This window comes from Nannocystis bainbridge, from assembly GCF_028368995.1.
Taxonomy (GTDB): domain Bacteria; phylum Myxococcota_A; class Polyangia; order Nannocystales; family Nannocystaceae; genus Nannocystis; species Nannocystis bainbridge.
This window is the reverse complement of the sequence record NZ_JAQNDL010000003.1, coordinates 2,869,278-2,881,209: the sequence shown is the minus strand read 5'-3', so window position 1 is coordinate 2,881,209 and position 11,932 is coordinate 2,869,278. Positions and strand designations below refer to the sequence as shown.

At 68.7% G+C, this 11,932-nt stretch carries 10 protein-coding genes and 1 pseudogene; 6 read left to right on the top strand and 5 right to left on the bottom strand.

The genetic code is table 11. The features are described 5' to 3' along the window. Positions 1-250: 250 nt before the first annotated feature. Positions 251-952, bottom strand: a complete 702-nt coding sequence (locus POL25_RS36695; RefSeq protein WP_272091017.1) for a Crp/Fnr family transcriptional regulator — start codon at positions 950-952, stop codon at positions 251-253. 71 nt (positions 953-1,023) lie between these two features. Continuing rightward, positions 1,024-1,332, bottom strand: a complete 309-nt coding sequence (locus POL25_RS36690; protein ID WP_272091016.1) for a hypothetical protein — start codon at positions 1,330-1,332, stop codon at positions 1,024-1,026. Between the two features lie 171 nt (positions 1,333-1,503). Here POL25_RS36690 and POL25_RS36685 point away from each other — a divergent pair, with 171 nt between their 5' ends. From POL25_RS36685 to POL25_RS36670, 4 genes are read left to right on the top strand one after another with little or no spacing between them, the layout of a single operon-like run. Beyond that, on the top strand, positions 1,504-1,845 hold the full coding sequence (locus tag POL25_RS36685) for a hypothetical protein (protein WP_272091015.1): 342 nt from the start codon (positions 1,504-1,506) through the stop codon (positions 1,843-1,845). After that, positions 1,842-2,123 (top strand): MerR family transcriptional regulator, encoded by a 282-nt coding sequence (locus POL25_RS36680; RefSeq protein ID WP_272091014.1) that lies wholly within the window; start codon positions 1,842-1,844, stop codon positions 2,121-2,123. Before POL25_RS36685 ends, POL25_RS36680 begins: the two co-directional genes overlap by 4 nt. A 59-nt stretch (positions 2,124-2,182) precedes the next feature. After that, the gene (locus POL25_RS36675) at positions 2,183-3,082 is read left to right on the top strand and encodes a hypothetical protein (protein WP_272091013.1); all 900 of its coding nucleotides are present in this window, start codon (positions 2,183-2,185) and stop codon (positions 3,080-3,082) included. Between the two features lie 2 nt (positions 3,083-3,084). Beyond that, positions 3,085-4,590, top strand: a complete 1,506-nt coding sequence (locus POL25_RS36670) for a serine/threonine protein kinase (RefSeq protein ID WP_272091012.1) — start codon at positions 3,085-3,087, stop codon at positions 4,588-4,590. A 207-nt stretch (positions 4,591-4,797) separates the two neighbouring features. Here the strand turns inward: POL25_RS36670 and POL25_RS36665 are convergent, their stop codons facing one another. Together POL25_RS36665 and POL25_RS36660 are read right to left on the bottom strand one after the other, a co-directional pair. After that, on the bottom strand, positions 4,798-5,124 hold the full coding sequence (locus tag POL25_RS36665) for a hypothetical protein (RefSeq protein ID WP_272091011.1): 327 nt from the start codon (positions 5,122-5,124) through the stop codon (positions 4,798-4,800). A 586-nt stretch (positions 5,125-5,710) separates the two neighbouring features. Further along, positions 5,711-7,456, bottom strand: coding sequence for a serine/threonine-protein kinase (locus POL25_RS36660; protein WP_272091010.1), 1,746 nt, complete (start codon positions 7,454-7,456; stop codon positions 5,711-5,713). Positions 7,457-7,684: 228 nt separating this feature from the next. On the opposite strand from POL25_RS36660, the gene POL25_RS36655 reads away from it, so the two are divergent. After that, a complete protein-coding gene (locus POL25_RS36655; RefSeq protein WP_272091009.1) occupies positions 7,685-8,635 on the top strand; it encodes a hypothetical protein in 951 nt (316 codons plus the stop codon). A gap of 287 nt (positions 8,636-8,922) precedes the next feature. On the opposite strand, the gene POL25_RS36650 is transcribed toward POL25_RS36655, so the two are convergent. Beyond that, the gene (locus tag POL25_RS36650) at positions 8,923-9,132 is read right to left on the bottom strand and encodes a transposase (RefSeq protein WP_272091008.1); all 210 of its coding nucleotides are present in this window, start codon (positions 9,130-9,132) and stop codon (positions 8,923-8,925) included. 609 nt (positions 9,133-9,741) lie between these two features. Here POL25_RS36650 and POL25_RS36645 point away from each other — a divergent pair. Continuing rightward, a pseudogene (locus POL25_RS36645) lies at positions 9,742-11,126 on the top strand (IS3 family transposase); the annotation flags it as partial. Between the last annotated feature and the right edge of the window lie 806 nt (positions 11,127-11,932).

The window sequence follows — 11,932 nt, the reverse complement described above, 5'->3', positions numbered from 1 at the left end:
CCCAGGCGGGTCCGGGGGCGACTCAGGATCCGAAAACGCCGTCACCGCGCCCGGGGGATCGAATGGCTTCACCGAGACGGAGTCGCCGTTGCAGGCGATAATGGATAGCAAGGCCCATGTGGCCCCGCTGAGTGTGGGACGTTTCAAGATACACCTCACCTGTGGCGCTCGTGCGAGCGCGGTTGTCATCGCAAGGGTTCGGCGGTGACGACCGCCGTCGAGCACCCGCATGCAGCGGGCGCGGCGTGGATCAAGGGGCGCGTGCCCCTCGGGTGGATGTCGTTTTCGTGGACCGTGCCTTCGCGCGAGCCGGGTCCTGTTCTGGCGGCCGGTCTTCGCGGGCGGCGGCCCGAAGCTGGCGGAGGTCGGGTACGACGATCTGGCGACCGACCCGCGCGATCAGTCGGTCGCGCTCGAGCCGTTGCAGCTCGAGCGACACGGTCTCCCGCGTGCTGACGACGAGGGCCGCGAGCTCATGGTGGCGGATCGAGATCACGAGTTCGCGGCCACGCATGGTGTTGCGGCCACCCTCGGCGAGCCGGAGAATTTGGCCGGCGAGCCGCGCTCGGACGCTGAGGCTGAGTGCGTCGCACAGCCGCCGTGTGGTCGCGTCGCGGCGGGCCATCGACTGTGCGACCAGGGTCCGCTCAGCCTCGGGGTACTCGTCGAGCACGAGGCGCAGGGCGACTCGCGGGATCATCGAGAGCAGAGCCGCGGCCGTGGTGATGGCAGTGTCCTCCCGCGGGGCGGGCGTCCACACGCAGCTCTCGCCGAAGATGTCACCGGGCCCGAAGTCGCCGAGGTTGATCGTGCGACAGGTCGTCGACTCGCGCAGAACGCAGACCCGGCCGCCGTGGAGGCAGTAGACGTGCTCGGCGTCGTCCCCGGGCATGTGCAAGACGGTCCGCCGCGAGAGCTCGCGCAACGCGGTGGCGTCGCCGAGCGCCTGCAAGGCGGACTTGGGCAACACAGAGAAAGCCGGGACCTTGCGGAGGTACCAGAGGATGCCCCGCGGCCCAGCCGTCATGGTGCGGTCCTTTCGGTCAGATCCGGGCGAGCGCCGTGGCGGTCGATGAGAGCGGCGAGTTCTCGCCGGGGGGCGTCCACGGCCGCTCGGGCGACGGCGGACGCGCCATGCGGCAGGTCGTCGACCGCCTGGAGCGTGAGGGCCGCGCCGGGGGCCTGCAACAGGTACACGTCGCGGCGCGGAGTCACGTAGAAGACTCGCGTCGCGGTCTCGTAGAAACCGGGTTCGCGCAGGCGGGCCTCGACGACGGTGCATTCGAGGTCGATCGGCTCTTCCAGTGGGTGGTGGGCGGCAGCGGGGTCCATCTCAGGTCCTTTAATGTCACCCTTCTTATAATTTAAAGAGTCAACCAGCAACGGCCGAGATCGCGCACCCAGCGGATGACTCTGTCCGTGGAGCAGTGGGCTGAGGTCAACAGCACCCAAACAAGCTCGTGTGCCTGTTCCCTATGAAAAGGATCGCGTACCTTCAGGCCGATGCCGCGGGCGAAAGACCTACCGACGTTCACCACCACGGACGATCTGATGAAGGTCACCGGCCTGTCGCGCTCGGCAATGTATGGCTGGGCCGACGCGGGTCTCCTGCCGGCGCCGGAGGTCATTTCGGACGGCAGCCGCGGGATCAAGGCGCGCTGGCCGGTCGGCGCGCTCGAGCGAGCGCGGTTCGTGATGGCGAAGAAGGCTGAGTTGCTGTCGATCCCCGAGATCCGCAAGCTCGTCGAGGAGCGATGGGGACTGCCCACGGCCGAAGACACTGCGCGCCGCGAGGCCGCACGCGAGCTCAAGCGGAAAAAGAAGCGGGATGGGACCGAGGAATGAGCGCCACCAAGCGGCGTTTCAGCACGAACGAGGAGTTGGTCTCGATCACCGGCGTGTCGAGACAGACGCTGATGCTGTGGGTCAAGCGCGGCATGCTACCGGCGCCAACCATCATCTCGGACGGGAAGACCGGCGTTCGCTCGCGCTGGCCCTTCGAAGCCGTCGAGCGGGCCAAGTTCATCGTCGAGGCCAGGAACAAGAATTACACGCTGCGGGAGATCGAGGCGCTCGTACACGAGTATTGGCCCGAGACCCCGGCGGACGAGTCGGAGTCGTGAGCACACTTCGCCCTCGAGGCTGCTTGGCAGCGTCCAGAGCGCCGCGTAGCATGGCGCCGATGTTCGCCTGGGCCTTGTCCTGGTTCGCGCCGGCGATGCTGTCCGCGGCGCCGGTGTCGGCGGCGAGCGAGCACGCGGCCTGCGTGGAGCTGCGCGATGCGGGTCGAGCGGTCGAAGCGGCGCCGCGCTGCCGTGCGGCCTACGACGCGCTCGGCACGGAGAGCACCGAGGCCGCGCTGCAAGACCGGGCCTCGATCGTCTTCGACGCGCATCACACGTACCAGGAAGCGTTTCAGGCGGGCGACGATCGTTCGCACCTATGCGCCGAGGCGGCCCTGCTCCGGCACTTCCTGGCGTTCCATGAGCGCTTCATCGCGGCTGACACACACCCCGGGGACCGACGGGACGCGCGCAAGCTCCTCGATGCCGTGGAGGCCCAGCTCGGCGAGCATATATGCGTCGAGCAGGCGCCAGCGGCCGACCCGAAAGCGGTGGGCGAGGACGGGTTGCTGCCGATCGCCCCGGTGTTGAAGCGGCCGCCTCCGACCTCTCGCCCACTCGACACGCCGCCCGCGGCGCCGCCGAGGTCTGGCGTTCGCCGCTCGCTGCGGCTCGCGGGTGGCGTGACGCTCGGCGTAGGTCTCGCGGCGAGCATGGCGACCGTGGCGATGCTCACCTACGGTGAACTCCTTCAGCGACGCCGCGACGAGCTGCTGCACCAAGAGTTCACGCCGGGGCATGTCCCCGAGGAGGCCCAGCGCGCGAGCGACAGGCTCCTGGCAGAGGGCCGGCGAGCCAACGCCATCGGCGCTTCGGTCGGCGCGTTCGCGGCGGCCTCAGTGATCTCGGGGATCACGCTCCTGGCGGTCGATGCCAGCCGGCATCGACGGACGCGCCGGGTGGCTGTGCGCCCCTCGGCATGGCCGAATCTCGGCCTCCGCGTCGCTCTGGAGTTTTGACCATGCCCGCGATCTGGCACCCCCCCAAGCAAGCTCGCGACCCGGACCTAAACTTTCACTACGTCGAGGACGACGATCCGCGGGAGAACTACTCCGACGAGCTCGTCGGCGGGCGTTACAAGCTCAACGAGCCGATCGGACCCGGCGGGACTTCGACGGTCTACTGCGCGGAGGACACGCGCACCGGCGGCAAGGTCGCGGTCAAGATCCTGCACTCGAGCCTGCACGAGCGCCTGCTCGGCTACTTCGGCCAGGAGGGCCGTGTAGCCAGCCGTCACTCGAGCCCGTACGTGATCCAGGCGTTCGACTTCGGCTGCGACGAGGGCTGCGCCTTCACCGTGTTCAAGTTCGTCGAAGGCATGTCGCTGCAGACGCTGGCGCGGCGCGGACCCATACCATGGCGACGCATGTGCCGGATCGCGCTGCACGTGCTGTCCGGGCTCCACGAGCTGCACGGCGCTGGCATCATCCACAACGACCTGCACGCTTCCAACGTGATGCTCCGCCACGACATCGCGGACGCTGACTTCGCAGTGGTGATCGACTTCGGCTTCGCCACCGTGCTCCCGAGCAAGAAAATCACCAACGCGCCTGTCCCTGATGACACGGTGTACGGACTGCGCCGATACGTCGCGCCGGAGCGCTGCGCCGGTTGCCCGCCAGATCCGCGCTCCGATCTCTACGCGCTCGGCGTGCTCATGTGGGAGATGCTCACCGCGCAGACGATCCCGGACTTCATGGTGGCGGAGCCGGGCCAGATCGCCGTACCCACGCTGGCGATGATCGCCCCCGGCCTCGAGATCCCCGAGAGCGTGGACCAGATCGTCATGCGTGCGCTCAGCGACGTCGAGCACCGCTTCTCGGACGCGAAGGAGATGGCGCTGGCGCTCCACGACGCACTCGCTGAGCTGCCTGCCATGGTCCCCGTCATCGCACACCCGGAGCCCGGCAGGATGCCGCGTGTGATGCTCATGGGCGTGATGCTCGGTGCGATGATCGGTGGGTCCGCGGTGGCTGCGCTGTCGACTTCCGGCGGCGTGGAGTTGGCGCAGGATGCCGGCGCTCTGGCGGCCTACGAGCGGCCGCAAGTACCCGAGCTCACCGTGTCGCAGAGAAGCCGCAATGGCCAGCCCGCGTTGCTCTCTCCGATCAAGATGGCCCCTTCGGACGGCTCCGAACCCGCGCATGCCCCGTACAAGTCTGGCGGTGCCACAGCGGCGCGCGTGGAGCGGTCGGAGACGGTCAGACAGGGGACTGTGCTGGCCGGCACGTCAAAGCCGGTCGTCGTCAAGACCGCGACCGAGCGCCGTGCCCGTCGAGGGATCCTCGCCTGCGACCGTGAAGGGAAGCAGGTCAAGTCCCAGGTCACGATCGAGGCGCGGTCCGGCGGGACGCCCGAGGTGAAATTCAACGGCCGCGCCGCGTTCGGCGATCTCGGGGACTGCGTTGCGAGGCTCGCCGAGGGCCTGGGACTTCGGTCGGGCGAGACGCTGCGCTTCCGGTTGTAGGCGCCGGTCGCCTCGGCGAAATCGGGGCTTGGGGCCTGCGCGCCGAGGATGACGTGGTCCACTCGTGGCGCCGTCGATGCCGCCTTCGGGGCAGCGCACCGCGAGCTATCACGAGCATCACTGAGAATACTTGGCCGAACCCGCGCCGCATCTGGCCATGCTGCCGGACCTCGCGTCGCGAGCAATCCCGCCGCGAACCGATGGTTCTCACTCGTGATCGTCGCTGGCGAACTTGCGCGCACGATGAGCCAGGTCGGCGAAGTCGCGCCCGCGCCGCCTCGCCTCGCGCTCGACGCTCTTGAGGTCTCCCCACTCGAACTCGATCGCCTCAAGCCCCATCTCTAGCGCCGCCTGCACACGATGCGTGCCGTCGGCCACGATGTAGACTTCGAACCCGGTGGGCTGCCTGAACCGCACGATCGAGACCGGGTCGACGCCCTTGCCCTGCGCAAGCAGTTGCCTCTTCTCTTCGAGCACCCCAGTGTCGATGCGATGCAGCCGCCGGAGCCGGTGATCCCCAGGTGAAATGTCCATGGCGGGGATTGTCCCCGCAGCGGCTACCCGGCGCAACACGGGCGAATTCAGCCGGCCCGATTCTGCTGTCGTAACTATGCGCGACCGCCGGAGCTGCTTCCGGCGAGATGCTGTTGCTCGGCGCCGTCGGTGTTGCTTCCGGCGAGCCCGCTGGCGCGCTCTATGAGTGCGGCTCGGCGCCGGCGCGCGCAGGGATGGTGTGGCCGCGGCATTTGCTTCGGCGAACTGCTGTCGCCGTCGGGACAGTGCTATCGCGCGGTGCGACCGTGCGCGCCGCTGTTGCTCGGCGCCGTCGGTGTTGCTTCCAGCGAGCCGCCGACGCGGGGTGTGATCGCGCGGCCGCCGGTGTTGAGCGAGATCATGTGAGTAGAAAGAAATCCCTCCAGAACTTTCCTCCGGGGCCTCTTCGGGCCAGGGGAGACCCCAGCCCGACGGGCCTCATGCGATGGGCAGCAGCAGCTTTGCCATCCGAAGTAGGTTGTAGGCGGCGCCGACGAGAAGCGACGCCATCTCGTTGCGCTGCTTTCCTCAGAATCGGGTCTTGGCTCGAAGCGGGCCTGCTTCTCGTTCATGATGGATCTGTGCGTCACAGAGAGATCTCCTGCCGGAGCCGGATCTTGGGCTCGAAGCGGGCCTGCTTCACGGCATCGGCGAGGCAGATGGCGAGCGGGGTGTCGCTCGCGGGCGTGGCGCGCAGGACGGCGCCGTCGCTCCCAACCGCGAATTCGACGGTGAGCGCAGGCTGGTCGACGGCGTTGTGCTTCCGGCGGCAGGCGCGGGCTCGCTCCTTGATCCGGGCGATCGGGTCCGGTGGGCTGACCTTCGGCTTCACGGGTTCTGACTTCGGGCGATCGACCTTCGTCGGTCGCGGGTCCTCCGGGTCGTTCGAGCTCGGGGCATCGTCGGGCTCCGGCGCGGAGGGAGCAGGCGGCTCGGCCGCGGGCGGAGCCGGGTCCGGCAGAATGATGGGAGCGCTCTTTGCCGTATCCGGCATGGGTGGAGAGGGCGACGCGACGATCGATGGGGCCGGCGGGGCGGTGGCCGGGGAAACGACCGCCGGCATGTTGAGCCCTAGGCGAGCGACCAGCCACGTTGCGAGGGCGAGAAGGCACGCAAGGCTCGCTCCGAGCGCGAGGAGACGCCAGAGCTGGCTCGTGCGCGCCGGCGAGGGACTGGCCGGCGCCGGGGGGGCGGCGACCGGAATCAGAGCCGGGTCGGTCGCCACTCGCTCGACGAGGCTCCGCGCCGTAACCTCGTCGAGCGCCGCTTCGTCGACCGAGAGCGCCGCGCTGCTCGCGGGGACAGTCGCCGCGGGAGACTCGGAGCAGCGTGGTGGGCGCAGCAGAGACGCCGTGGTCGCGAGCGAGAGCGCCCCCTCGTCGGCGTGGTCGACCTCGGGTTGTAACGAGGGGGGCCGGGAGGATGCCGCGGGCGGCGCGAGCTTGACCGGCGGGGCGAGCAGCGGGGTCGCATACACCGCGACGAGGGCGCGCTCGACCTCCTCCATCGAGGCGTAGCGGTCGCCCGGCTGTTTAGACAGGGCCTTGAGGACCAGTTCGTCGAGGGCCGGCGGGATCCCGGCGCCGGGCGCGAGCGACGACGGCGGCGGGACCTGCGAGGTGAGGTGGTGCATCGCCACCTGGATCGCCTCGCCGACGAATGGGGCGCGCCCGATGAGCAGCTTGAATAGCAGCACGCCGAACGAGTAGATGTCGGAGCGGCGGTCCAGCCGCTCGTCGCGGATCTGCTCGGGTGACATGTAGCTCGGCGTGCCGAGGATGTTCCCCGTGCGAGTGAGTTCCGAGCCGCTCTCCGGGCGCGCGATGCCGAAGTCGAGCAGCTTGATGATCTCGCCGCCGTCACGCGTGCGCGCGAGGAAGACGTTTTGTGTCTTGAGGTCGCGGTGGATCAGCCCGTTTTGGTGGACGTATCCGACCGCGCGCGCGATCTGGATCGCCCAGGCGCACGCCTCACGCACGCTGTAGGGCCGGCCCGATCGCGCGGCGATCCGCGACTCGAGGTCCTCGCCGGTCAGCAGCTCCATAGTGAAGAACACGAAGCCCGAGGGGTCCTCGCCGAATGAATGAATGTCGACGATGTTTGGGTGCTCCAGCCGCGCGATCGTCTGCGCCTCGCGGAGAAATCGCTCGATCTGCGCGCGGTCCTCCGTGAGCTCGGGTTTGAGCAGCTTCAGTGCGTAGGACCGCCCCAGCCGCGTCTCCTCGGCCACATATACGCTGCCCATGCCGCCGCGGCCGAGGAGGCGCACGAGCCTGTAACGTCCTTCGAGGATCGACCCAGGCAGCGGGTCGCGGTGAGCCTCCAGCTTCACGACGGGGTCGCAGCCTACAACGGCACGCCCGCGCCCGGCAACTCGGCCACGAGCGGTGGCATCGGGCGCGAGGCCCCAGATCCTTGCGCGCGCTGGGCCGGCCCGCCGGCCCGTAACTCTTGCCGCGAAATCTGTGAAGGTTGACCCCTAACGCTTCAGCGCGCCAGTGCGCGCTGCCCATCGCGCACTGGCGCGTTGAACCGAACAATCTGGGCGACGCGCGAATTTGTGCTGTCGGCGGCCCAGGAGTCGGACCCCATCGCGGGGATCGTCGCTGACTCGGCCCGTGATATCGTCCGCGGGATGCACGCGGCAGCTCAGGGCAGGGGTGATTTCCGGTTTTGGCGGCGATCCGTGGCGATATTCGTAGGTCTCACCTGCCTGCAGCCTGCGACGTTGCCCGCGATGTTCGCTGTGTCCCCGGCAGAAAACGCGTCGACGTTCGACGAGCTGTTCGTCCAAGGAGACGAGCAGTATTCACGCGAGGAGTACCTCGGGGCGGCGCGAAGCTGGGCCGAGGCCGCCAAACAGCTGCCGACGACGGACCAGGAGAACCGCGGTGGATTATACGATTACATCGCCGAGGCCTATGGGAGAGCAGCGAGCAAGGGCGACGAGCGAGCGGTGGTCGAGGAGGCGGTCAAGGTCCTCGACAATTACGTGAGGGCGTTCGGCCAACTGCACCCCGGGGCGTCGCTCGGGACCAAGGGAAAGAGCGCGCACGCGAAGCTACAGGAGCGCCTGGCCGAACTCGCGCAAGCGCCCGAGCAAAAGCCGAGCGCCGAGGGGCCCGAGCCACCCCCGTCCCAGCCGACGCCCGCCCCGGCGCCGCCGCCCAAGCCATGGAGAGGGCTGGCGATCGGCGGCGGCGTGGTCGCTGCCGCCAGCCTGGCGATGTTCGGCATGTTCATTGGGGCCTACGTGCGCACTCAGTCGCTCGAGCGGCAATTCGTCGCCGGCATGTGCACGCGGAAGCAGCTAGTCGGCGATTGCCAGGACATCTTCGACCGCGGCCACCGGACAGAAGCCGTTGCGCGGACCGGACTCATCGCAGGGCCGGCGCTGCTGGTCGCCAGCGCGACGATGATCGGGCTGGCGCTCCGCCGCAAATCATCAAACCAGGTCGCGCCGATGCTCAGCGGCGGGAGTTTCGGCGCGATCTGGCAGCGGGAGTTCTGAAGGGGCATGCCTCACCCACGCCCGGCAACTCCAGGTTCAAGCGATGCGAGCGTGTGTAGAGGCATCGAGCGCCCACCCTCGACCGGCACGGCGGCCCGCAGTGCTCGCCGCCGCAATCTGCGAGGCGCCTGGTCCTCACACAGCGGTATCGGCATCAACATTGACTCCGATACCATCAAACACCGTGAACACGAGGCCCATGCCGGGTCGATGAACGAGGCTCGCGCGGCGCGGCCTCCTGCGTCGGCCACGCCGACATGCTCGCGTGACGTCCTTGATTGCGTCAGTCAAGGCGCGATGGTCTCGACGCGCTTGCGAGATTCCCCGAAGGCCGCGGCACCGTGCTCGAACAGGTGGTACTGCCAGCCGTAGAAGACGCTCGGCTGGAGCTCGGCGCCCTCGCAGACTTCCGACACGGGGACCTTCTCGAGGTGGTGCCGGCGCAGCAGGTTGATTTTCTGGTCAGGGGTGTGGTGACGGCGTGTCTTCTTGCTCATGGGCGGTCCTTGCCCCGGCTCCTTCTACCAGGCCGGGGCGTGTCCCATTCCAGCTGAGCCAAAACAGCACCGCGCCGAGCAACACCCCGGGCCCGCGCGCTCGCGTCAAGCCACATCCCGCATCCCCGCATTCGCGTCGAGCAACACCCCCCGATCCGCGCGCTCGCGCACCGAACAACACCTCGCGCGCCCCTACCTGCCAATATCGCGTGAGACACGGCTCCTTCGGAATTCAGAGAGCAGGGCGAGACCGTGAATCGAGAACATGAGTCACCAAACCATCGAGAAGAGCGGTAACGGAGAGCAATCGAGTAGATCGGACGAGAGCACGGCAAGGCCGTTGGGCGCCGATACGGCGAGTCAGCAATCGTATAGTCCCGTCGAAGTTCTTGCTTCACCTACAGCGGGCCCGATCGCCAGGAGCGCCCTGCTGCGGAGCAGAGACAAGGAGCAATCGAGTCGGCGAGGCGAGAGCGCGTCGAGGTCGCCGGGTACCGATGCGGCGAGTCAGCAAGGGCGTAGTCCCGTCGAAATTCTTGCTGCGCTTGCGGCGATGCCGAGGCGCACTCGCGGGTGGAGTTCGGGCTCGAATCGGGCGAGGAAGGAGGCATGGATCTGATGGCGACTCAAGCACGAGAGCCCGACCCCGAGACCGCCGAGAAGGCGACGCGTCGCAGCTTCACGCCGGCGTACAAGCGGAAGATCCTCGCGCAGACCGACCACGCGAGCGATGGGCAGATCGGCGCCATCCTGCGCAAGGAGGGCCTGTACAGCTCGCTGTTGTCGACCTGGAGGCGGCAGCGAGACGAGGGTACGCTGGGCGCGTTGAAGCCGAAGAAACGCGGACCGAAGCCGAAGCAGGACCCCGAGCAGAAGGAGCTGGAGCGCCTGCGCCGCCGTGTGGCGCAGCTCGAGCACAAGCTCGAGACGGCGGAGCTGATCATCGATGTCCAAAAAAAAGTCTCGCAATTGCTCGGGATCCCGCTCGCGACGATCGATCCGTCCGAGAAGCCCTGATCGCGCAAGCGGACGATCTGTCCGCGAGGACAGGTCTGTCGCGGGCGTGCGAGGCGCTGGGGGTCTCGCGGGCGACCGTGTACCGTCGGCGCCGCCCTGCGCCGTCGCCGAGCTCGGCGAAGCCGCGGCCGTCGCCACGGGCGCTGAGCGCGGTGGAGCGCCAGGAGGTGCTGGAACTGCTGCACAGCGAGCGCTTCGTCGACAAGGCGCCCGAGGTCATCGTGCCGATGCTGCTCGACGAGCAGCGCTGGCTATGCAGCGCGCGCACCATGTATCGCCTGCTCGCCGCCGAGGGCGAGCTCCGCGAGCGCCGGCGACAGCGGCGGCACCCCGAGTACAAGCGCCCCGAGCTGCTGGCGACCGCGCCGAACCAGGTGTGGTCGTGGGACGTCACCTGGCTGCGGGGACCGACGAAGGGCCAATACTATTACCTGTACGTCCTGCTCGACATCTACAGCCGCTGCGTCGTCGGCTGGACCCTGGCGCGCCGCGAGAGCGCCGACATCGCTGCGCGCCTGATCCGCGCCGCCTGCGACAAGCAGAACATTCAACCTGACCAATTGACCATCCACGCCGATCGCGGCGCCGTCCCGACCTCCCGCGAGCTCGCCGACCTTTACGACGTCCTCGGCGCCCGCCGCTCGCACAGCCGGCCCCACGTCAGCGACGACAATCCGTACTCGGAGGCCCACTTCAAGACCCTCAAGTATACCCACGACTACCCCGACCGCTTCGCCTCCTACGACCACGCCCACGCCTTCTGCGGCCGCTTCGTCGACGGCTACAACCATCACCACCGCCACTCCGGCATCGCCTTCCTGGCGCCCGCCGACGTGCATTACGGCCGCACCGAGGCCATCCTGTCCATCAGGGCTGCCGCCCTCCACGCCGCCTACGAAGCCCATCCCGAGCGCTTCGTCCGCGGACTGTCCACGCCGCGCCGGCCTCCCGCCGCGGTCTACATCAACCCACCGCGCCGCCTCGAACGCGGCCTTCGCGAGTACGACGTCCATGTCCTTTCGGACGGGTGCAGCACGACCGATCCATCCTTTCATCACCACTCCGGCGAAATCTCACAATCACTAAACCCGACCAACACCGTGTCTCAAAGTCATTGACAGGCTCCGCGCCGAGCAACGCCAGTTGCCCGCGCCGAGCAACACCATCGGGCCAGCGACAGCAGCTCGCCGGGAGCAACACCGACGGCGCGCGCTCGCAGCGGCGTAACGGCGGCGGTGGCGAGCGACGGCGGCTCGCCGGGAGCAACACCGACGGCCGCACGATCCCGGCGAGCGACAGCGGCTCGCCGGGGAGCAACACCAACGGCCGCGCGCGGAGCGACAGCGGCACACCGGGCGCAACACCGACGGATGTAGCCGCCTGCGCGTCCATGCGACCGCGCCCCCACGACAACGTCGTCCGGGGGCGCGGTCGCCAGCGCCTGGCACGATAGCCCCCCGCGCCGGCCCGCGCGACGGCCAACAATTCCGCCTCGCCGACGCCCCGCCCGAGACAACAGTCCCCGCCATCGCTCGGAGCAACAGCCCCCGCGCCGGCCAACGCTCCAGGCGCCGGCCAAAACACCCCCGCCTCGCTGACGCTCCGCGCAGCACAACACCCCCCGCCTCGTCGACGGCGCCCACGCGCCGGCCGCCCGCGCCGGCCACCACCACCGCCTCGTCACAGCGCGCATCGGAGGCTCGCCGGAAGCTGGCGCCGAGCAACAGCGGCGCGCACGGTCGCAGCGCGCGATAGCGCTATCCCAACGGCGACAACAGCTCGC